Genomic DNA, 20,629 nt, shown 5'->3' with positions numbered 1-20,629 from the left:
ACTTATGCTTACCAGTAGATTGGTTAAGCAAAAGGCAAATAACCCCTTCATCTCACTGGAATGATTGGGCTGCCAGCCAATGTACGTTACACTAAACACTTTGCTCAACAACCTCTTGAAGCGTTTATGCGTGGTCTAAAAACCCTGATGCTGGCATTAAGTTGCCTGTCTGCCGTTGCGACAGCAGCCGAAATTGCCCCTGTGACCAAAACCAAACCGCTGCCGGATATCCGCCAGAGCGGCTTCATTTATTGCGTCAGCGGGATCCTGAATACCTTCAATCCACAGATGGCCAGCAGCGGTCTTACGGTCGATACCCTCGCCGCGCAGCTTTACGATCGTCTGTTAGATGTTGACCCCTATACCTACCGCCTCATTCCTGAATTAGCCCAGAGCTGGGAAGTGTTAGACGGTGGCGCAACCTATGTGCTGCATCTGCGTAAAGATGTGCCGTTCCAAACCACTGGCTGGTTTAAACCGACGCGCAAGATGAACGCCGATGATGTGGTGTTTAGCTTCAACCGCATGTTCGATCCTAACCATCCGTATCATGAAGTGAACGGCGGTCATTATCCCTATTTCGAGAGTTTGCAGTTTAGCGACGCGGTGCAAAGCGTACGTAAACTGGATAACTCAACGGTTGAAATTCGGCTTAAGCAACCGGATGCCTCTTTCTTATGGCACCTCGCCACGCATTACGCGCCAATACTCTCGTCTGAATACGCAGATAACTTAGCGAAGAAAGGCAAAGAAGAAGATATCGACCGTCTGCCGGTGGGTACTGGCCCGTTTATGCTTAATGAATATCACGCGGGACAATATATTCGCTTGGATCGCAACAATGCGTTTTGGAAAGGCAAACCGCGGATGCCACAGGTCATTATTGATCTCGGCGCAGGCGGCACCGGGCGGTTGTCCAAACTGCTGACCGGCGAATGCGACGTGCTGGCCTACCCTGCGGCCAGCCAGTTGAGCATTCTGCGCGACGATCCGCGTCTGCGTTTAACGCTGCGCCCTGGAATGAACGTTGCCTACTTGGCGTTCAACACCCGCAAGCCGCCGTTGGATAATTTGGACGTTCGCCGCGCCATTGCCTATTCCATCAATAACCAGCGCCTGATGCAGTCTATCTACTACGGCACGGCGGAAACCGCGGCTTCTCTGCTGCCTCGTGCGTCTTGGGCGTATGACAGCGAAGCAAAGATTACCGAATACAATCCAGAAAAATCGCGTGAACTGCTGAAACAGGCAGGCGTGACCAATCTGCACTTACAGCTATGGGTGCCAACGGCGTCTCAAGCTTATAACCCGAGCCCGCTAAAAACCGCCGAGCTGATTCAGGCTGATATGGCGCAGGTGGGAATTAAAGTCAGCATTATTCCGGTGGAAGGTCGATTCCAAGAAGCGCGCCTGAGCGACATGAGCCACGATATGACGCTCTCCGGCTGGGCAACCGACAGTAATGACCCAGACAGTTTCTTCCGTCCGTTGTTGAGCTGCGCGGCAATTCAGTCGCAGACTAACTTGGCGCACTGGTGCGATCCCTCTTTTGACTCGCTGCTGCATAAAGCCCTGCTGTCTCAGCAACTGTCGCAGCGTATTGACGATTATCAAGATGCACAAAAGATCTTAGAAGAACAGCTGCCTATCTTGCCTCTGGCGTCCTCGTTGCGCCTACAGGCATATCGTTATGACATAAAAGGATTGGTATTGAGCCCGTTTGGTAACGCCTCATTTGCCGGTGTTTATCGTGAAAAACAGCCAGAACCGGCGGCTACCAACGATCCTGATGCGGGGCCACCAACGCCAACCTCAGAATCCCCTGCCGTCGTGGAGGATAAACCATGATTATCTTCACATTGCGCCGCCTTTTACTGCTATTGGTGACGCTGTTTTTCCTGTCGCTGGTGGGGTTTAGCCTGCTCTATTTCACGCCACATGCGCCGTTAGGTGGCGCTTCGCTGTTCGACGCCTACCGTTTCTATGTGCATAGTCTGCTGCAAGGCGACTTCGGCGTTTCCAGTATTAACGGGCAGTTGATTATCGAACAGCTGAAGGAAGTTTTCCCCGCCACCATGGAGCTGTGTATTCTGGCCTTCGTGTTTGCGCTGGTGGTAGGTATTCCGCTGGGTATTATTGCCGGTTTACTTCGCGGCAAATGGCAGGATGGCGCGATTAGCGCGCTGGCGCTGTTTGGCTATTCAATGCCGGTATTTTGGCTGGCGATCCTACTGATGCTGTTCTTCTCGCTGCATCTCGGCTGGCTGCCGGTTTCAGGCCGCTACGATCTGCTCTACCCGATGAAAAACGTGACCGGTTTTGCGCTGATTGACGCTTGGCTGTCAGATTCTCCTTATCGCGATGACATGCTGATGAGCGTTGCCCGTCATATGATCCTACCGGTGACGGCGCTGGCGCTGGTGCCGATGACCGAAGTGATCCGCCTGATGCGTATCAGCACCGATAACGTCGTCAGCCAGAATTACATTAAAGCCGCCGCCACGCGTGGCTTATCGCGTTTCACTATTATTCGCCGTCATGTGTTACACAATGCGCTGCCGCCGATTATCCCAAGGCTGGGGCTGCAATTTTCGACCATGCTAACGCTGGCGATGATTACCGAAGTGGTGTTCAGTTGGCCGGGGCTCGGGCGTTGGTTGATTAACGCCATCCGCCAACAGGACTTTGCCGCTATCTCTGCCGGTGTCATGCTGGTAGGGACGTTGGTTTTAGTCGTCAACGTGCTGTCTGATATTGTCGGTGCGCTGACTAATCCGCTGAAACATAAGGAATGGTATGCACTTCGATAACGTATACCGCGAAAAACGCGTACCGAGCCCGCTGCGTCAGACGTGGCTGCATTTCCATGCCGATACCCTCGCCATGATTGGTTTGTATGGCGTGCTGCTGCTGATCGCCCTGTGCTTTTTCGGCACCATGCTGGCACCTTATGCGCTGGATCAGCAATTCCTTGGCTATCAATTACTGCCGCCGTCGTGGTCACGTTACGGTAACGTGTCATTCTTCCTTGGCACCGACGATCTGGGCCGCGATATTCTCAGCCGTTTATTAAGCGGCGTCGCACCAACGTTTGGTTCTGCGCTGGTCGTCACCATCGCTGCCAGCGTTTTTGGCGTCATTATCGGCATTCTAGCGGGCGTCACCCACGGTCTGCGTTCCGCGATTTTGAACCACATTCTGGATACGCTGCTGTCGATTCCTTCTCTGCTGTTAGCCATTGTCGTTGTCGCCTTTTTAGGGCCACGCCTTGAGCACGCCATGCTGGCCGTATGGTTAGCCCTTTTGCCACATATGGTGCGAGAAGTTTATACCTCGGTTCACGAAGAACTTGAGAAAGAATATGTGGTTGCCGCCCGTTTAGACGGCGCATCAACGTGGTTTATCCTGTGGGATTCCGTGCTGCCCAATATCGCTGGTGTGCTGGTGGGTGAATTCACCCGTGCCCTCTCCATGGCGATATTAGATATCGCTGCATTGGGCTTTCTCGATCTGGGGGCTCAACTGCCGTCGCCAGAATGGGGAGCCATGCTGGGTGATTCCTTGGAGCTAGTTTATGTCGCGCCGTGGACGGTGATGTTGCCAGGCGCTGCCATTATGATCAGCGTGCTGCTGGTGAATTTGTTGGGCGACGGAATGCGCCGCGCGATTAATGCCGGTGTGGAATAGGAAACAAAATGCCGTTACTTGATATTCGTAACCTCACCATTGAATTCATGACCGCCGAAGGGCCGGTCAAAGCCGTCGATCGGGTCAGCCTTACGCTCACCGAAGGCGAAGTGCGCGGACTGGTTGGTGAATCTGGCTCAGGCAAAAGTTTAATTGCCAAAGCGATCTGCGGCGTAACCAAAGATAACTGGAAAGTCACCGCCGACCGTTTTCGCTTTGATGACATTGACCTGCTTCGCTTAACGCCGCGTCAACGACGTCGGCTGGTGGGCCATAATGTGTCGATGATTTTTCAGGAGCCACAGTCCTGTCTGGACCCTTCTGAAAGCATTGGCAAACAGGTGATTCAGGCGATCCCCGGTTGGACCTATAAAGGCCGCTGGTGGCAGCGTTTTCGCTGGCGTAAACGCCGCGCCATTGAACTGCTGCATCGCGTCGGGATTAAAGACCACAAAGATATCATGCGTAGCTTCCCGTATGAGTTGACGGAAGGTGAATGCCAGAAGGTGATGATTGCCATCGCCTTGGCTAACCAGCCACGTCTGCTGATTGCCGATGAACCGACCAATGCCATGGAACCCACCACGCAGGCGCAAATTTTCCGTCTGCTGTCGCGCATGAATCAAAACAACAACACGACGATTTTATTGATCAGCCATGACCTGCAAATGATGAGCAAATGGGCTGACCGCATTAACGTGATGTACTGCGGCCAAACGGTTGAAAGCGCGACCTGTGAAGATATTTTAGTTGCGCCACATCATCCTTACACGCAGGCGCTGATCCGCGCGATGCCTGATTTTGGCCGCGCACTGCCCCATAAAAGCCGCTTAAACACGCTACCGGGCGCCATTCCTTCGTTAGAGCATTTGCCTATCGGCTGCCGCTTAGGCCCACGTTGTCCGTATGCGCAAAAAAAATGCATTGAGACACCGCCGCTGCGCAGCGTAAAAACGCATAAGTTTGCCTGTCATTTCCCGCTTAACATGGAGGAGACGCAATGAGTACGCTGTTGGAGGTGCACAATCTACAAAAGACCTTCCGCTACCGCACCGGCTTGTTTCGTCGCCAAAATCTTGAAGCGGTTAAACCCGTTAGTTTTACCCTGCGCGAAGGACAAACACTGGCGATTATTGGTGAAAACGGCTCAGGGAAATCCACACTGGCAAAAATGCTGTCAGGCATGATTGAGCCCACGGCGGGCGACATCGTGATTGATGACAAGCAGCTAGAGTACGGCGATTTTCGCTACCGCAGCCAGCGGATCCGCATGATTTTTCAAGATCCGTCTACGTCACTCAATCCGCGCCAGCGTATCGGCCAGATCCTTGACGTTCCCCTACGGCTAAACACCGAACTGGATGCGCCCGAGCGTGAACAGCGTATCAATGAAACGCTGCGCCAAGTCGGCTTGCGTTCCGATCACGCCTACTACTATCCGCATATGTTAGCGTCCGGACAAATTCAACGGATCGCCTTGGCGCGCGCCTTGATATTGCAGCCACAGGTGATCGTAGCGGATGAAGCGTTAGCGTCGCTGGATATGTCGATGCGTTCACAGATTATAAATTTGATGTTGGAACTGCAGCAAAAACACGGTATCGCTTATATCTATGTTACCCAGCATTTGGGCATGATGAAGCACATTAGCGATCAGGTGATGGTGATGCATCATGGCGAAGTGGTGGAGCGCGGTAGCACTTCGGAAGTGTTGGCAGCCCCACTGCATGAGCAAACCAAGCGTCTCATCAATAGTCATTTTGGTGAAGCATTAACGGCTGATGCATGGCGTCGTGACGGTGGTGTTTTCTGAAAAGCGATTTTATCGCCAATTACGGACTAAAATTCAATCACTGATCCGAGCAGAGCATCAAAAGCATTCCACAGTGAATCAAGCGTGATAGAATCGCTCGGTTTTGTTTTATTAACACAAGTGCTGGAAGAATTAACAATTCCTGTTTCTGTATAAAAATGTGAATTGGTTTTCCTCCGCCTCTATCAGTTTATGCCCTGCTCCTCCAATATTATTGGCATCGCAGTACGGCATAAACTAAGACTACAAGGACTATTTGTATGGGTTTTCTAACCGGTAAGCGCATTCTGATCACTGGCGTAGCCAGCAAACTCTCCATTGCCTACGGTATCGCACAGGCTATGCACCGTGAGGGCGCCGAGCTGGCTTTCACCTACCAGAACGACAAACTGAAATCTCGCGTAGAAGAATTCGCCGCTCAGTTGGGTTCTAATCTGGTTCTGGCTTGTGACGTAGCAGAAGACGAAAGCATCGATGCGATGTTTACCGAGCTGGCAAAATCTTGGCCGAAATTCGACGGTTTCGTTCACTCCATTGGCTTCGCTCCAGGCGACCAGTTGGACGGCGACTACGTGAATGCCGTTACCCGTGACGGTTTCAAAATCGCACACGACATCAGCTCTTACAGCTTCGTTGCGATGGCAAAAGCATGCCGTACCATGCTGAACCCAGGTTCAGGCCTGCTGACTCTGTCCTACTTGGGCGCAGAACGTGCAATCCCTAACTATAACGTGATGGGTCTGGCAAAAGCGTCTCTGGAAGCTAACGTTCGCTACATGGCTAACGCGATGGGCCCAGAAGGTATCCGTGTTAACGGTATCTCTGCGGGTCCAATCCGTACGCTGGCAGCGTCTGGCATCAAAAACTTCCGTAAAATGTTGGCACACTGCGAAGCGGTTACCCCAATTCGCCGTACCGTGACCATCGAAGACGTCGGTAACTCAGCCGCATTCCTATGCTCACCACTGGCAGGCGGTATTTCGGGTGAAATCCTGCACGTCGATGGCGGCTTCAACATTGCAGCAATGAACGAGCTGGAACTGGATTAATTTCCGTCGTTTATTCCGCTTATAAATCCCTGGCTTCGGCTGGGGATTTTTTTATCTCAGCGCGGTTATTCCTTTTCAGCCTAGGCTATTCCTTAACAATATTTCATCTCTAGGCCGCATTCGGCAAGGATAGTACCCTGTTTCATAAAGGGTTCCCCCTTTTCTTGCCCGACGTCTGAAGGATATCCGATGGAGCGACCAAACTCGCCGCTGACGGTTTTTAGCTCACGCCATAACGCACCAACCTCTGATGCGGATAATCACCAGCATCTGGCTCATGGCCGCTTTCCGTTGTTCAATGAGCGTACCGAGCGTGACGCCTATTTCCAGCGGGTTGGCGATGTTTATACCCAACTGTTAGGCTCCGAGCCTGAAGTTTCCCGCGAACATTCTCTCTCACGCTACGACCGCTTAAGCATTGCGCTTACCGTAGCGCAGGTTTCGCAGGTAACACCGCTTAGCGCCTTTTATGCCAAGCAGTTGGCTCCGCTACATTGCCCACACAACACCCGCGAAAGTAATCAGCGTTTAGCCCAAATTACCGAGCATGCTCGGCTGCTGGCGTGGGACCCCACACGCAGTACAAAACAAACCTTACGCGCGCTGCGTGCGGTAAAACTGTCATACCCCGACATAGTGACACTGTCACAAATAATAGGCCTTGTAGTGCTACAGTCGCGCCTGATTGCGGGCACTGCCGCCCTTTCTGGCTGTTCGTTGCCGTCTGAGCCAAGAATATTTCCCACCCTTGAATTGGCTCCGCTCACAGAAGCGTCATCGGCGGCATGGCGCCCTTGGTTGCCGCTCGGTGCCGACGCCACGCTGGCACCGGTGGCAATATGCGGTGCACCGTCGGGGCTCGCCATCGTCTTAATGTTGATCAACATGCATGACGGTGAAGGCGCTGATACAAGCAGTGAAATTTTTAGCGACGGCTACAACTGTAGCGATCTGCTGCGCCAACCACTGCGTGAACTGGCCTTTTTAGTTAGCGCTAGGCTTCTCGGCTGTCATCGCAGTAGCCAACATCACGCACGCCGTTTTTTGCTGCTGAGTAAACATCGCCAGCAGGCCGACGCAGTACTCGCCGATCCCGTGACCGCACTTGCGCAATGCAGCCGCCGTGAACAGGCTATTATTCAAGCCAGTCTGACCCTCACGCAAACCCCCTGCTTATTTTCTCCCGCACACATCACGTCTTTAACTCAGTCGGGGCTGTCAGCCGCAGAAATTCTTGAGCTTATCATTGCCCTAGCAACCGGCGCGTGGAGCCAGCGGCTACTCGTTTCGCTGGGGGAATGAACAGATTTACACCATTTGCCGATCATTTCATCCCCAGTCGCATCATGGGCTTGCTCACAGGCACTGATTCGCGTAAAAATGTGAACCGCTCTTGAGGTCATTCACTTCATCCACCTGCCGGAATCTACGTTTCAATACTATGTTTCAGGATAACCCGCTGCTCGCGCAGCTAAAACAGCAACTGCACTCCCAGACTCCACGCGTTGAAGGCGTGGTTAAAGGGACCGACAAAGGTTTTGGCTTCTTGGAAGTTGACGCCCAGAAAAGCTATTTCATCCCGCCACCGTACATGAAAAAAGTCATGCATGGTGACCGCGTTCTGGCTGCTGTTCACACTGAGAAAGATCGTGAAGTCGTTGAGCCGGAAGAGCTGGTTGAGCCTTTCCTAACAAGATTCGTTGGCCGGGTACAGAAAAAAGACGGTGATAACCGCCTTTCCATCATCCCCGACCATCCATTGCTGAAAGATGCCATCCCATGCAGAGCGGACAACAACGTCACGCATGAGTTTAAGCAAGGCGACTGGGCCGTTGCTGAAATGAATCGGCACCCGCTGAAAGGCGACCGCACTTTCTTTGCCAATATCACCACGTTTATTACCGACGCGGATGATGATTTTGCACCATGGTGGGTCACCCTTTCCCGTCACGGACTGGATCGCACGGCACCAGAATGGTCTGGTAGCGAAATGCATGAAGAAGGCTTGGAGCGTGAAGACCTCACCGCTCTGCCATTCGTCACCATTGACAGCGCCAGCACCGAAGATATGGATGATGCGTTGTATGTGCAGGAGAACGAAGACGGTTCTCTGGCATTAACCATCGCCATTGCCGATCCAACGGCCTACGTTGAGCCAGACTCCGAGCTGGATAAAATTGCTCGGGTGCGTGCTTTCACGACTTATTTGCCTGGTTTCAACATTCCAATGTTGCCGCGCGATTTGTCTGACGATCTGTGCTCACTGCGCCCTAATGAACGCCGTCCAGCGTTGCTATGCCGCGTCACCATACAGAAAGACGGCGCTATTTCTGACGATATTCGCTTCTTTGCTGGCTGGATTGAATCCAAAGCCAAGCTGGTTTACGACGAAGTTTCAGACTATCTGGAAGGCGTTGGCAGTTGGAAACCGGAAAATGCCCAAATCGAACAGCAGGTTCGCCTGTTGCATCGCTTAGCCGATTCCCGCTCTGATTGGCGTCAGCACCACGCCTTGGTATTTAAAGATCGCCCAGATTATCGCTTTGTTTTAGGCGAAAAAGGCAGCGTGGTTGATATCATTGCCGAGCATCGCCGTGTGGCAAACCGTATCGTGGAAGAGTGTATGATCACCGCTAACGTCTGTGCTGCCATCGTGCTGCGTGACCGTTTAGGCTTCGGTGTTTATAACATCCACTCCGGTTTCGATCCGGCGCTGGTTGAACAGGCCGTGAGCATTCTGCAAGCCAACGATGTATCTGCCAACGCAGAAGCATTATTAACCTTGCAGGGCTTCTGCGAACTGCGTCGTCACTTAGATTCGTTGCCAACGACGTTCCTTGATAGTCGCGTGCGCCGTTTCCAGACCTTTGCTGAAATCAGCACCGAACCGGGCCCGCATTACGGTTTAGGCTTAGAGGCCTACGCAACCTGGACTTCGCCGATCCGTAAATACGGTGACATGGTGAATCATCGCCTGCTGAAAGCGCTAATTGCGAATAAACCGGCCGAACGCCCGGATGAAGCCATTACCGTTCAGATGGCAGATCGCCGCCGCCTGAATCGTATGGCCGAGCGTGATGTTGGTGATTGGTTATATGCGCGCTTCCTGAAAGATAAAGCGGATCCAGCCGTTCATTTTAACGCTGAAATCGTTGATATTTCGCGTGGCGGTATGCGCGTGCGTTTGGTTGATAACGGTGCGATGGCGTTTATTCCATCCTCGTTTATTCACGCCGTGCGTGATGAACTGGTATGTAGCCAAGAGACGGGCTCCATTCAGATCAAAGGCGAAACCGTTTATCAGACGGGCGATGCCCTACAGGTTTATCTGGTTGAAGTGCGCTTAGAAACACGCAGTATTATTGCCAAGCCAGTTGCTTAATCTGAAATATTGAGGGGCATGGGGTACTCGCCCCGTGCTCCTCAATCGTTTAAGCGCGCAATGTGAGATCAACAGACGTTTTTCAAATCAATCCCAATCTGGCGCAAACTCAGGGCTGACTAAACGTTCGTTGCGTTCAAGTTCTGCAATCTGCTTCATTTCCGCATCGCTTAAAACAATCTTCAATGCGTCTAAGTTGCTGGCTAAATTCTCACGTTTGGTGGACGAAGGGATCACCGTGTAACCCTTTTGTAACGACCACGCCAAAGCCACCTGTGCGGTGCTCACACCATGCGCCTGCGCAATTTGGGTAATGACGACGTCTGTTAACACCTTGCCATAGGCTAGAGGCATATAGGCAGTTACCGGAATGCCCTGAGAGGCAGCAAACTCAGCCACTTTTTCATTTTGCAGGAACGGATGGATCTCAATTTGCTGGCTAGCAATATTCTGCGCACCCACCGCGTCGATGGCCTGCTTCATTTGTTCGATAGTAAAATTAGAGATCCCTATCGCTTTGGTTAAACCCATCTGCTGAGCCTGATACAAGGCCTGCATGCTCTCAGCAATGGTTGGCGATGCATCACACGTTGGCCAGTGGATCAGGGTTAAATCGACCTGCGCCAGTCGCAGTTTTTTCAGGCTTTCTTGCATGCTTTCAATCAGCTTTTCAGGCGCGAGATTTTCCAGCCAAATTTTCGTGGTAACAAACAGTTCATCACGCGGTACACCGCTTTCTTCAATAGCTTGTCCAACCTCAGCTTCATTGCCATAGATCTGCGCGGTATCGATATGACGATACCCCAGCGCCAACCCATTGCGCACAGAATCAATCACGACCTGCTCTTTCAGGCGAAACGTTCCTAGCCCCAGTTTTGGCATCATCATTTTGGTGTTGCTCATTTTATATCCTTTTGATTTTGTGTGGTAACAGAGTGATGTTGGGCAAAGCGTTGCCCTGTTGCTGAGAGTGAGTATGTGGGGAAGTTTTTTTGTTTAAAATAGCGTTAATTGCAAATGTATTGTGTTCAAGAATCACAAATGCCCAGACTAATCTTATTCCGCCTTCAATTATTGACTCAAACGCAAAGGTGTTGTGATTCAGATCGCCTATTTTATGAAAATAAATAGTGTGATAATTGCATCAGTCGCTAATTACATTATCGAATCACAACACGGCGCCACGCCCTATTCTGCGCCGCATGAGGAGCTTCATTATGAGTAAGATTTTCCTGATCAACGGTATGAAAGCGTTTGGCCACTCTAAGGGCCAGCTGAATACCACTCTGCATGACGTCGCTAAAGAAACATTGGCTGCGATGGGCCACGAACTGCGTGAAACTACGATTGACCACGGTTACGAAATCGAACAAGAAATTCAAAACTATCTGTGGGCCGACGTGGTTATTTACCAGATGCCAGGTTGGTGGATGGGTGAGCCGTGGATCGTTAAAAAATATATCGACGAAGTGTTCACCGAAGGTCATGGCCGTCTGTACGCGAGCGATGGTCGTACCCGTTCAGACGCGAGCAAAAAATACGGTTCTGGCGGCTTGATTCAGGGTAAACAGCACATGTTGTCTCTGACTTGGAATGCGCCACAGGAAGCTTTCGACGATCCAGAACAGTTCTTCCACGGTCAGGGCGTTGATGGTCTGTACATGCATTTCCATAAAGCCAACGAATTCTTGGGTATGACTCGTCTGCCAACTTTCCTGTGCACCGACGTGATCAAAAATCCAAATGTGGAGCATAACATTGCATGCTACCGCGACCATTTGGCGACCGTGTTTGCTAACAAATAAGAGATTGCGATGATTACTGTTATTGCCGAAATTAAAGTTCGTGCGGGGCATTTAGACGCTATCGTTAAGCGCTTTCAGGCTTTGCAAGCAGAAGTGCTGGCGGAGGAAGGTTGCTATCAGTACACGCCGCTCACGGATACCTTGCCCGCTATTGAGCGTCAGAGTTTAGCCGCTGACACGCTTTTCATGGTTGAACGTTGGGAATCTCACGCGCATTTGGATGCCCATCTGAAAACGGTACACATGGTTCGCCACCATGAAGAAACGCAGGATCAGGTCGAATCCGTTACCCTGCGCATCTTGACCGATCATTCTGTTTGCTAACCGTTTTTATTGCCACTGTGTCTATTGCTTTAGCCGCTGATATTTCAGCGGCTTTTTTATGTCGTTAATCGCTTAGCCTTTAGCTTTCAGCGCGGTCAGTTCGGCGATCCGCATAATCACCGATACCGCTTTTTCCATGCCTTCCAAGGTAATGAATTCATGTTTGCCGTGGAAATTATAGCCTCCGGTAAACAGATTCGGGCAAGGCAGACCGCGGAATGAAAGCTGCGCGCCGTCTGTCCCCCCGCGAATTGGGCACATAATCGGCTCAATGCCGACGTCGTGCATCGCCTGCTGTGCCAATTCAATGATATGTGGGTGTTTTGCCACTTCATCACGCATGTTGTAGTAGCTGTCATCTAACGTCACTTCGATATAGCAGTCACGGTGCAAACCTTTGCCCACTTTCTTTGCGATATCCATGATGTTTTTCTTGCGAGCTTCAAAGCCCTCACGGCTGAAATCACGCACGATATAATGCATTTCTGCTTTCTCAACCGTGCCTTTCATCGAGGCAAGATGATAGAAACCTTCATAACCTTCCGTGTGTTCAGGCGTTTGCTCTGGCGGTAATTCATTGTGAATACGCGCAGCAAGTGACAGCGCGTTAACCATCACGCCTTTCGCCGTGCCCGGATGCACGTTGTTACCCACGATCTTAATCGTCACCGATGCCGCGTTGAAGTTTTCACACTCCAACTCGCCGACGCCACCACCATCAACGGTATAGGCCCATTCCGCGTCAAAGGCTTCAACATCAAAGAATTGAGCCCCCTTGCCGACTTCCTCATCCGGTGTAAACGCAATGCGAATATCGCCGTGTGGAATGTTGTTGTGTTTGAGACGCAGCATAGCGGTCACAATTTCGGCGATACCGGCTTTATCGTCGGCACCGAGCAGCGTTTTGCCATCGGTAGTAATCAGCGTTTGGCCTAACAGCTGGTGTAATACGGGGAACATCACCGGCGAGAGAACCTCATCACCAATGCCTAAAGCAATATCACCACCGCGATAGTTTTCCACGATCTGCGGATTCACATTTTTACCGCTGGCGTCGGGGGCGGTATCCAAATGCGAGATAAAACCGATTGTCGGCGCTTTCCAACTGACATTAGACGGTAGCGTTGCCATCACACAGCCATGATCGCTTAACGTGACTTGCTCGAAGCCGAGCTCAACTAATTCAGCCTGTAGCGCCCGCGCCAACTTCATCTGGCCATCTGTGCTAGGAACCTGACGTACACCTGCTTTGGACTGTGTGTCGAAAGAAACATAATTAAAAAAGCGATCGAGTAAGTTATTCATAAAAGTGTCTCGCAATGATTCGTTATTCGTCGCAGTCCACATCATCCCCATAATCGATGGTTAAGAATGAAGGACAAGTGCCGCATTAGATAAATAACCCTAAATTTTATGTCGGGTTTAAAAAATCGACTAATGGGCTAGCCTGACAACGTCAAGTGGGGGCTTTGCAAGGGTATCTCTTCATAATCATGTGATCTGTCTCATATTATGAAAAATCCCCTATGCCCTCGCCATAGGTTTTACATTATGCGTAGGGCTCAAAACGGAAATATTGCGTCAGGTCATTTTTAGCTAAAGTTAAAGAAAGTAAGGAAAGTAATACCGGATAAAAATAGCCGTTTCACAGGATTTCTGCCCCATTTGGGGTAAATTAGTGCATCATAGTTAAACCAAGGCGAGAAAATCGGGTTTTCTTGGCTGGCTGGCTTTTAATTAAGGTTCACTCAGTCTATCATTCGCGCCTTATTTTTTGAGTGGCGCCGCTGGTTTTGAGCTACCTGACTCATTGATTTACTTTGAGTCTTCTGCTCCTACAGTCTTTTTTTTCAGCGGCGGTTCTATCTGCAACACGTAACGGGATAGAGTAGCAAATAAATGACTGAGATATCTTCTCTGGGTTCCAACGCAGCATTACAGCCTGTTGTTCGTTTGACAGGTATCCGTAAGTCTTTTGATGATAAAGACATCATCACCGATCTTGACCTTACTATTAATCATGGCGAGTTCTTAACCATTCTCGGCCCCTCTGGCTGCGGGAAAACCACCGTTTTGCGTCTTATTGCCGGTTTGGAAGACGTTGATGATGGCCGCGTTATTTTGGACGGCGATGATATCACTCACGTCCCAGCCGAGAATCGCTGCGTTAATACCGTGTTCCAAAGCTACGCGCTGTTCCCGCACATGACCGTGCTGGACAACGTCGCCTTTGGCTTGCGCATGCAGAAACGACCAGAAGCCGAAATTATTCCTCGCGCCCATGAAGCGCTGCGTATGGTGCAGTTAGAGGAGTTTGCTCAACGTCGGCCGCATCAGCTGTCTGGCGGACAACAGCAGCGCGTGGCCATTGCGCGTGCGGTTGTGAATAAACCCAAGGTGCTTTTGCTGGATGAATCGCTGTCTGCGCTGGATTATAAGCTGCGCAAACAGATGCAAAATGAGCTCAAGGCCTTGCAGCGTAAGCTGGGTATTACCTTTATTTTCGTCACCCACGACCAAGAAGAAGCGCTGACCATGTCAGACCGCATCGTGGTGATGCGTGATGGTAAGATTGAGCAAGACGGTACACCGCGCGAAATCTACGAAGAACCTAAGAACCTGTTTGTTGCCAGCTTTATTGGCGAGATCAATATTTTTGACGCCGAGGTTCTGTATCGCGTGGACGAACATCGCGTTCGTGCCAACGTCGAAGGCCGCGAGTGCAATATTTACGTCAATGCTGAAATGGACGTGCAGCCGGGCGATAAGCTGAATGTGCTACTGCGCCCCGAAGATGTGCGAGTCGAAGAGATCCACGATGCCGGACAGGTTGATGGCATCATAGGATACGTGCGCGAGCGCAACTATAAAGGCATGACGTTGGAATCTACCGTTGAATTAGAGAACGGTAAGATGGTGCTGGTGAGCGAATTCTTTAACGAAGACGATCCCGACGTCGATCATTCGTTAGATCAGAAAATGGCCGTGACTTGGGTCGAAAGCTGGGAGGTGGTGCTGGCTAATGAAGAAGTCGCGTAAGTATTTTCAAAACGTGGTGATCACAACCGTGGTCGCCTGGCTGGTGCTGTTTGTCTTTATGCCGAATCTGATGATTATCGGCACCAGCTTCCTGACGCGTGATGACACCCATCTGATAAAGATGGTGTTTTCCTTCGATAATTACACTCGCTTATTTGATCCATTGTATGCCGAAGTGCTTCTGCACTCGCTGAATATGGCTATCATCGCCACGCTATGTTGTTTGGTGATCGGGTATCCTTTTGCCTTTATTCTGGCGCGGCTACCGGAAAAAGTTCGCCCTCTTCTGCTGTTTTTACTGATTGTGCCTTTCTGGACCAACTCACTGATCCGTATTTATGGCCTGAAACTATTCCTCAGTACCCGAGGTTATTTAAACGAGGTTCTGCTGTGGATTGGGATTATCGATAAGCCGCTGCGCATCATGTATACGCCCGAAGCCGTGATCCTTGGGCTTATCTATATTCTGCTGCCGTTTATGGTGATGCCGCTGTATTCCAGCATCGAGAAGCTGGATAAGTCGGTATTAGAGGCCGCACGTGATTTAGGGGCAAATAAATTCCAAACGTTTATTCGGATTATTGTTCCTCTCACCATGCCCGGTATTGTGGCGGGCTCGTTGCTGGTCATGCTGCCGTCTCTGGGGCTGTTTTACGTTTCCGACCTGCTGGGCGGCGCGAAGAACCTGCTGATTGGCAACGTGATTAAAAGCCAGTTCCTGAATATCCGTGACTGGCCATTCGGCGCGGCCACTAGCATCTGTTTGACACTGGTCATGGGCATCTTGCTGTATATCTATTACCGCGTTGGGAAACTGATGAATAAAAAGGTGGAACTGGAATGATCGGACGCCTGCTGCGCGGTGGATTTATGTCCATCGTCTACGCCTATTTATATATCCCTATTATTATTCTGATCGCTAACTCGTTTAATAGTTCGCGTTTTGGTATCAATTGGAAAGGCTTCACCTTTGATTGGTACAGCACGTTGATGAACAATGACAGCCTGCTGCAAGCGGCTGGGCATTCCATCACCATGGCCGTCCTTTCTGCCACTTTTGCCACGCTGATTGGTTCGCTAACGGCAGTGGCGCTTTTCCGTTACCGATTCCGCGGCAAACCTTTCGTTAGCGGCATGCTTTTTGTGGTGATGATGTCGCCCGATATCGTGATGGCAATTTCACTGTTAGTCCTGTTTATGCTGCTGGGCGTTTCATTGGGTTTTTGGTCGTTGCTGTTTTCACACATCACCTTCTGCCTACCCTTTGTGGTCGTCACCGTGTATTCGCGTTTAAAAGGTTTCGACGTGCGAATGCTTGAAGCGGCAAAAGATTTGGGCGCGGGTGAAGTGACGATCCTGCGGAAAATCCTCCTGCCGTTGGCGATGCCTGCAGTGGCGGCGGGTTGGCTGCTGAGCTTTACCCTATCCATGGATGACGTGGTGGTTTCATCATTCGTCACTGGCCCAAGCTATGAAATTTTACCGCTGAAAATCTACTCGATGGTGAAAGTGGGTGTGTCGCCGGAAGTGAACGCCTTGGCAACCATACTGTTGGTACTTTCGTTGGTGTTGGTTCTCGGCAGCCAGCTTATTTTGCGTGATAGAACGGCCAGTAAGTAGCATTTGCAAATATACGATTCATTGAAAAAGCATCCACTGAAAATGGGCGGCTAGTTCAACATATCTTCTTTAGTACCATGCCGGCCACTTCAAGTGGCTGGCATTTGTATCAGGCTAGTTAATTAAGTCATCTATTTCATGATAGCTCAGTAAAAACCTGCTTTGCGGTGAACAAACTGTTCAGAGAGGCAGGGAAGCCAGCATATACAGCCATCTGGATAATAACCTCTACAATTTCTTGCTTAGTTAATCCTACATTGAGTCCCGCCTCAATATGAACTTTCAACTGCGCAGTTGCATTACCTAAAGCGGTAAGCGCAGCGATTGTCGCAATTTCTCGGCTTCGTAAATCGAGCTCTGGTCTTGAATAAATGTCACCAAAGGGAAACTCGATCAGATAACGGGCAAAATCTGGCGCAATATCTTCCAGTGATTTCACTACGTTTTCCCCCGCAGATCCATCAATACGGCTCAGAGCCAGCAAGCCTCGGCTATAACGATCTTCGTGCTGAAGTTTGGTCATTGGTATTTTCCTCAATATCTGGATAATTCGCCGTGTAAAAGGCAACTTTTTCATCAATAGCGAGGAGATGAGTTTGTAACAACTCAATTTGCAACTGAACCTCTTGGCGATGCGCCATTAGTATCATCTTACGTTCCGAAGCAGTGCCATCCCCTAAATTACGCAATTCTGCATAGCGAACCATTTCACGTATAGGCATGCCGGTTTCACGTAATTTACGGACAAAGCCTAACCACACCAACGCACTTAGTTCGTAATTGCGCTGTCCTGATGTGTCTTTACTAATTTTCGGCAATAGTCCGATCTGCTCATAATAACGCAGCGTATGTGCGCTAAAGCCGGTACGCCTAGCTAACTCACCAATTTTCATTGCTCATCCTCGCTTGATACCAATACCTTACGGCTTAGAGTTAACTCTAAGTCAAGCAATAACTCCGTTGCTAGAGGAATATTGATAAGTGTCCTTACGCTAATGAGACCATCACTCGTTAATTCGCTTTCTCGTCACTGCGATCTATAGTTATTGTCTATTCCTACAGCAATTACTATACAAAACTGTTTTAGCTCAAAGCATTGTCGTTAACAGCGGGGCAAATGTGATCAACATCTCAATTTGTCATATAATTCACCCAGGATTTCTTTCGATAAAACGACAGCATGCCGTGACGGAACACAGCAAATGCTTGATGTTAACGGGGCTAACATGGCGTCTTCTAAAAAAATCGGGCTCATTGCCTGTACCGGTATCGTCGCGGGAAACATGATGGGGAGTGGTATCGCGCTCCTGCCTGCGAACCTCGCCAAAATTGGTTCTATTGCACTCTTCGGCTGGCTCATTACTTTAATTGGGGCCATGTCTTTGGCGTATGTCTTTGCGCGTTTGACGACTCGCGACCCACAGGTCGGTGGGCCAATCGCCTATGCAGGCCGTTTAGGCCCTGCGTTCGGTTTTCAAACTGCCGTTCTTTACTACCACGCTAACTGGATTGGTAACCTTGCCGACTGTTTGGCTGGTGTAGCGTATCTCTCGGTCTTTTTCCCTGCGCTCAATCACCCTATTCCCGCAGGTATCGCGAGCATTGTGATTATCTGGATCATGGCGTTGGTGAATATGATGGGCGGTAACTGGGTCAGTCGCTTAACCACGCTGGGATTAATTCTGGTTCTGGTGCCCGTGATTGGTACCGCCGTTGCTGGCTGGCATTGGTTTGATCCTGCGCTTTATCAGGCGAACTGGAATACCTCAACCCAAACCGATAGCAAAGCCGTTATGCACAGCATTTTGATTTGTCTGTGGGCGTTTGTCGGCGTGGAGTCGGCCGCAGTCAGTTCAGGGTTAGTTAAAAACCCGCAGCGTACCGTGCCTATCGCCACCATGCTAGGTACTGCGCTGGCGGGTATCGTCTATATCTTAGCCACACAGGTGATGAGCGGCATGTTCCCTGCCGATGTGATGGCGAAAACCGGCGCACCGTTTGCCGCCAGTACCTCATTGATGGTCGGCAGTTGGGCCGCACCGGTGGTGTCTGCCTTTACTGCATTTGCCTGCCTCGCGGCGTTAGGTTCTTGGATGATGTTGGTCGGTCAGGCTGGCGTACGCGCCGCGCGCGACGGCAACTTCCCTAAAATTTACGGCGAGGTCGATAGCCACGGCGTACCGCGTAAAGGGATTATTTTGTCAGCCATCAAAATGACGTTACTGATGGCATTCATGACCTTTATGAGCTCGAAAGGCAGTAACTCATCCGATATTTTTGGCGAACTCATTGGGATCGCGGTTCTGCTCACCATGCTGCCGTATTTCTACTCCTGCGTGGCGTTGATTCGTATGGAAGGCGCTTCGCTGAGAAATATTGTGAGCGTGATGGCCGCAACGTTAGGCTGTATCTTCTGCTTTATCGCCTTGTCAGGCGCAGAAAATATCAAGCTAACCGCGACCTTTATCATTAGCTTAAGCATTTTGATGTTCTATGCCCGCAAGCAAGGGGAACATGAAAAAGCCTATGCGGTTCAACTCAAGAAAAATCCACCGCCTGATGATAACTTAGGCTAAGCATTTATTTGGCTCGATTAGCTGCGCCGCTACATTTTTTTGATTGGCGGCGCGAATGTCTTCCTCCTCCCGCTTTACCTTTACCCCTACTCCCACGGCTCCTATAATGACCGCCCTGGTGGCGCGACTCCCATAAAAACATTTTGTTCTTGTTGAAGCGTTCCATTCAGGACTCATAGAGATTTTCTCTTTATTTCGACCTTCACTATAGGGATACGCTGAATGAAAAAGTGGTCACCTCTGGTAGCCGCAGGTTTGTTGGCTTTGGGAGTAAATGCCGCAATCGCTGCCGATGCGCCGAAAACGGAAAATGACAATAACACTGTCTATTTCTACAACTGGACTGAATATGTGCCGCCGGGACTGCTTGAGCAGTTCACCAAGGAAACCGGCATTAAGGTGATTTATTCCACCTACGAGTCCAACGAAACTATGTATGCCAAGCTGAAGACCTATAAAAGCGGCGCATATGACTTAGTTGTACCTTCCACTTACTTTGTTTCCAAAATGAGTAAAGAAGGTATGCTGCAAAAGATCGACAAATCTAAGCTGACCAATTTCCATAACTTAGATCCAAACCTGCTGCACAAACCTTTCGATCCGGAAAATGATTATTCCATTCCGTATATCTGGGGTGCGACGGCCATCGGCGTTAATTCCGATGCCATTGATCCAAAAAGCGTGACCAGCTGGGCCGATCTGTGGAAGCCGGAATATAAAGGCAGCCTGCTGTTAACCGATGACGCACGCGAAGTGTTTCAGATGGCGCTGTTGAAGCTTGGATATTCAGGCAACACCACCGATCCCAAACAGATTGAAGCCGCTTATGAAGAGCTGAAAAAGCTGATGCCTAACGTGCTGGCCTTCAACTCAGATAACCCAGCCAACCCGTATATGGAAGGCGAAGTAAATCTGGGCATGGTTTGGAACGGTTCAGCGTTTGTCGCTCGTGAAGCTGGAACGCCGCTAGAGGTTATTTGGCCAAAAGAAGGTGGGATTTTCTGGATGGATAGCCTGTCGATTCCGGCAAATGCGAAAAATCCAGAAGGTGCGATGAAGCTCATTAACTTCCTGCTCCGCCCTGAAATCGCGGTACAGGTGGCGAAAACCATCGGTTATCCAACGCCGAACTTAGCCGCTCAGAAGATGTTGCCTAAATCAATTTCTGGCGATAAATCACTGTATCCTGACGCAGAAACCATCGCCCATGGCGAATGGCAAAATGACGTGGGCAGCGCCAGTGAAATTTACGAAAATTACTTCCAGAAGCTGAAAGCAGGTCGTTAATCTCTCTCTTTCCCGGCCTCCCTGTGTGGATGCCGGGAATTATCCAA

The 20,629-nt window shown here is 50.3% G+C and carries 19 protein-coding genes; 15 read left to right on the top strand and 4 right to left on the bottom strand.

Annotation, left to right across the window (positions count from 1 at the left end; genetic code table 11):
* The first annotated feature begins 126 nt into the window (after window positions 1-126).
* The 8 genes from sapA (at window position 127) to CPY98_RS09535 (ending at window position 9,931) form a co-directional block, all read left to right on the top strand.
* Window positions 127-1,848, top strand: coding sequence for an ABC transporter substrate-binding protein SapA (sapA, locus tag CPY98_RS09570; protein WP_231899454.1), 1,722 nt, complete (start codon window positions 127-129; stop codon window positions 1,846-1,848).
* Window positions 1,845-2,810, top strand: coding sequence for a putrescine export ABC transporter permease SapB (gene sapB / locus CPY98_RS09565; protein ID WP_025801215.1), 966 nt, complete (start codon window positions 1,845-1,847; stop codon window positions 2,808-2,810). Before sapA ends, sapB begins: the two co-directional genes overlap by 4 nt.
* Window positions 2,797-3,687 carry a putrescine export ABC transporter permease SapC gene (gene sapC / locus CPY98_RS09560; protein ID WP_025801214.1) on the top strand — a complete coding sequence of 297 codons (891 nt, stop codon included), beginning with the start codon at window positions 2,797-2,799 and terminating at the stop codon, window positions 3,685-3,687. The genes sapB and sapC overlap by 14 nt, the downstream gene beginning before the upstream one ends.
* 8 nt (window positions 3,688-3,695) lie before the next feature.
* Window positions 3,696-4,691, top strand: a complete 996-nt coding sequence (sapD, locus tag CPY98_RS09555; RefSeq protein ID WP_025801213.1) for a putrescine export ABC transporter ATP-binding protein SapD — start codon at window positions 3,696-3,698, stop codon at window positions 4,689-4,691.
* Window positions 4,688-5,500, top strand: coding sequence for a putrescine export ABC transporter ATP-binding protein SapF (sapF, locus tag CPY98_RS09550; protein WP_043493082.1), 813 nt, complete (start codon window positions 4,688-4,690; stop codon window positions 5,498-5,500). Before sapD ends, sapF begins: the two co-directional genes overlap by 4 nt.
* Before the next feature lie 260 nt (window positions 5,501-5,760).
* Entirely contained in the window at window positions 5,761-6,549 is a 789-nt protein-coding gene (gene fabI / locus CPY98_RS09545; protein ID WP_025801211.1) for an enoyl-ACP reductase FabI, read from the top strand.
* Between the two features lie 189 nt (window positions 6,550-6,738).
* The gene (locus CPY98_RS09540; protein WP_096387477.1) at window positions 6,739-7,851 is read left to right on the top strand and encodes a peroxidase; all 1,113 of its coding nucleotides are present in this window, start codon (window positions 6,739-6,741) and stop codon (window positions 7,849-7,851) included.
* A 139-nt stretch (window positions 7,852-7,990) separates the two neighbouring features.
* Entirely contained in the window at window positions 7,991-9,931 is a 1,941-nt protein-coding gene (locus tag CPY98_RS09535) for an exoribonuclease II (protein ID WP_043493079.1), read from the top strand.
* 87 nt (window positions 9,932-10,018) lie between these two features.
* Here the strand turns inward: CPY98_RS09535 and dkgB are convergent, their stop codons facing one another.
* The gene (gene dkgB / locus CPY98_RS09530; RefSeq protein ID WP_096388737.1) at window positions 10,019-10,819 is read right to left on the bottom strand and encodes a 2,5-didehydrogluconate reductase DkgB; all 801 of its coding nucleotides are present in this window, start codon (window positions 10,817-10,819) and stop codon (window positions 10,019-10,021) included.
* A gap of 329 nt (window positions 10,820-11,148) precedes the next feature.
* On the opposite strand from dkgB, the gene CPY98_RS09525 reads away from it, so the two are divergent.
* Both CPY98_RS09525 and CPY98_RS09520 read left to right on the top strand, forming a co-directional pair.
* The gene (locus CPY98_RS09525; RefSeq protein ID WP_025801207.1) at window positions 11,149-11,736 is read left to right on the top strand and encodes an NAD(P)H-dependent oxidoreductase; all 588 of its coding nucleotides are present in this window, start codon (window positions 11,149-11,151) and stop codon (window positions 11,734-11,736) included.
* A 9-nt stretch (window positions 11,737-11,745) separates the two neighbouring features.
* Complete coding sequence (locus CPY98_RS09520) at window positions 11,746-12,060, top strand: putative quinol monooxygenase (RefSeq protein WP_025801206.1); 315 nt, start codon at window positions 11,746-11,748, stop codon at window positions 12,058-12,060.
* 72 nt (window positions 12,061-12,132) lie between these two features.
* Here CPY98_RS09520 and pepT read toward each other — a convergent pair whose 3' ends face one another.
* Window positions 12,133-13,365, bottom strand: a complete 1,233-nt coding sequence (gene pepT, locus CPY98_RS09515; RefSeq protein ID WP_025801205.1) for a peptidase T — start codon at window positions 13,363-13,365, stop codon at window positions 12,133-12,135.
* Between the two features lie 594 nt (window positions 13,366-13,959).
* On the opposite strand from pepT, the gene potA reads away from it, so the two are divergent.
* The 3 genes from potA to potC are packed head-to-tail and all read left to right on the top strand — an operon-like array spanning window position 13,960 to window position 16,719.
* The gene (gene potA, locus CPY98_RS09510; RefSeq protein ID WP_043493077.1) at window positions 13,960-15,099 is read left to right on the top strand and encodes a spermidine/putrescine ABC transporter ATP-binding protein PotA; all 1,140 of its coding nucleotides are present in this window, start codon (window positions 13,960-13,962) and stop codon (window positions 15,097-15,099) included.
* Entirely contained in the window at window positions 15,083-15,943 is an 861-nt protein-coding gene (gene potB / locus CPY98_RS09505) for a spermidine/putrescine ABC transporter permease PotB (protein ID WP_043493075.1), read from the top strand. The genes potA and potB overlap by 17 nt, the downstream gene beginning before the upstream one ends.
* A complete protein-coding gene (gene potC, locus CPY98_RS09500) occupies window positions 15,940-16,719 on the top strand; it encodes a spermidine/putrescine ABC transporter permease PotC (RefSeq protein ID WP_025801202.1) in 780 nt (259 codons plus the stop codon). The genes potB and potC overlap by 4 nt, the downstream gene beginning before the upstream one ends.
* Before the next feature lie 136 nt (window positions 16,720-16,855).
* On the opposite strand, the gene CPY98_RS09495 is transcribed toward potC, so the two are convergent.
* Complete coding sequence (locus CPY98_RS09495) at window positions 16,856-17,242, bottom strand: carboxymuconolactone decarboxylase family protein (protein ID WP_172863840.1); 387 nt, start codon at window positions 17,240-17,242, stop codon at window positions 16,856-16,858.
* Window positions 17,211-17,612, bottom strand: coding sequence for a MerR family transcriptional regulator (locus CPY98_RS09490; RefSeq protein ID WP_096387475.1), 402 nt, complete (start codon window positions 17,610-17,612; stop codon window positions 17,211-17,213). The genes CPY98_RS09495 and CPY98_RS09490 overlap by 32 nt, the downstream gene beginning before the upstream one ends.
* Window positions 17,613-17,945: 333 nt before the next feature.
* Between CPY98_RS09490 and cadB the strand changes: the two genes are divergently transcribed.
* Both cadB and potD read left to right on the top strand, forming a co-directional pair.
* A complete protein-coding gene (gene cadB, locus CPY98_RS09485; RefSeq protein ID WP_025801198.1) occupies window positions 17,946-19,295 on the top strand; it encodes a cadaverine/lysine antiporter in 1,350 nt (449 codons plus the stop codon).
* A gap of 222 nt (window positions 19,296-19,517) precedes the next feature.
* Window positions 19,518-20,582 (top strand): spermidine/putrescine ABC transporter substrate-binding protein PotD, encoded by a 1,065-nt coding sequence (potD, locus tag CPY98_RS09475; RefSeq protein WP_040045059.1) that lies wholly within the window; start codon window positions 19,518-19,520, stop codon window positions 20,580-20,582.
* Window positions 20,583-20,629 lie beyond the last annotated feature (47 nt).

Origin of the sequence: Hafnia sp. CBA7124 (genome assembly GCF_002355555.1) — a bacterium.
Lineage (GTDB): Bacteria > Pseudomonadota > Gammaproteobacteria > Enterobacterales > Enterobacteriaceae > Hafnia > Hafnia alvei.
The sequence above is the reverse complement of the archived record's forward strand: the minus strand, read 5'-3'. Positions and strand labels throughout refer to the sequence as shown.

What these genes read in the sequence shown, in the direction of transcription:
- sapA (WP_231899454.1), top strand. Translation starts at nt 127, where the DNA reads ATGCGTGGTCTAAAAACCCTGATGCTGGCATTAAGTTGCCTGTCTGCC.
- sapB (WP_025801215.1), top strand. Translation starts at nt 1,845, where the DNA reads ATGATTATCTTCACATTGCGCCGCCTTTTACTGCTATTGGTGACGCTG.
- sapC (WP_025801214.1), top strand. Translation starts at nt 2,797, where the DNA reads ATGCACTTCGATAACGTATACCGCGAAAAACGCGTACCGAGCCCGCTG.
- sapD (WP_025801213.1), top strand. Translation starts at nt 3,696, where the DNA reads ATGCCGTTACTTGATATTCGTAACCTCACCATTGAATTCATGACCGCC.
- sapF (WP_043493082.1), top strand. Translation starts at nt 4,688, where the DNA reads ATGAGTACGCTGTTGGAGGTGCACAATCTACAAAAGACCTTCCGCTAC.
- fabI (WP_025801211.1), top strand. Translation starts at nt 5,761, where the DNA reads ATGGGTTTTCTAACCGGTAAGCGCATTCTGATCACTGGCGTAGCCAGC.
- CPY98_RS09540 (WP_096387477.1), top strand. Translation starts at nt 6,739, where the DNA reads ATGGAGCGACCAAACTCGCCGCTGACGGTTTTTAGCTCACGCCATAAC.
- CPY98_RS09535 (WP_043493079.1), top strand. Translation starts at nt 7,991, where the DNA reads ATGTTTCAGGATAACCCGCTGCTCGCGCAGCTAAAACAGCAACTGCAC.
- dkgB (WP_096388737.1), bottom strand. Translation starts at nt 10,819, where the DNA reads ATGATGATGCCAAAACTGGGGCTAGGAACGTTTCGCCTGAAAGAGCAG.
- CPY98_RS09525 (WP_025801207.1), top strand. Translation starts at nt 11,149, where the DNA reads ATGAGTAAGATTTTCCTGATCAACGGTATGAAAGCGTTTGGCCACTCT.
- CPY98_RS09520 (WP_025801206.1), top strand. Translation starts at nt 11,746, where the DNA reads ATGATTACTGTTATTGCCGAAATTAAAGTTCGTGCGGGGCATTTAGAC.
- pepT (WP_025801205.1), bottom strand. Translation starts at nt 13,365, where the DNA reads ATGAATAACTTACTCGATCGCTTTTTTAATTATGTTTCTTTCGACACA.
- potA (WP_043493077.1), top strand. Translation starts at nt 13,960, where the DNA reads ATGACTGAGATATCTTCTCTGGGTTCCAACGCAGCATTACAGCCTGTT.
- potB (WP_043493075.1), top strand. Translation starts at nt 15,083, where the DNA reads ATGAAGAAGTCGCGTAAGTATTTTCAAAACGTGGTGATCACAACCGTG.
- potC (WP_025801202.1), top strand. Translation starts at nt 15,940, where the DNA reads ATGATCGGACGCCTGCTGCGCGGTGGATTTATGTCCATCGTCTACGCC.
- CPY98_RS09495 (WP_172863840.1), bottom strand. Translation starts at nt 17,242, where the DNA reads ATGACCAAACTTCAGCACGAAGATCGTTATAGCCGAGGCTTGCTGGCT.
- CPY98_RS09490 (WP_096387475.1), bottom strand. Translation starts at nt 17,612, where the DNA reads ATGAAAATTGGTGAGTTAGCTAGGCGTACCGGCTTTAGCGCACATACG.
- cadB (WP_025801198.1), top strand. Translation starts at nt 17,946, where the DNA reads ATGGCGTCTTCTAAAAAAATCGGGCTCATTGCCTGTACCGGTATCGTC.
- potD (WP_040045059.1), top strand. Translation starts at nt 19,518, where the DNA reads ATGAAAAAGTGGTCACCTCTGGTAGCCGCAGGTTTGTTGGCTTTGGGA.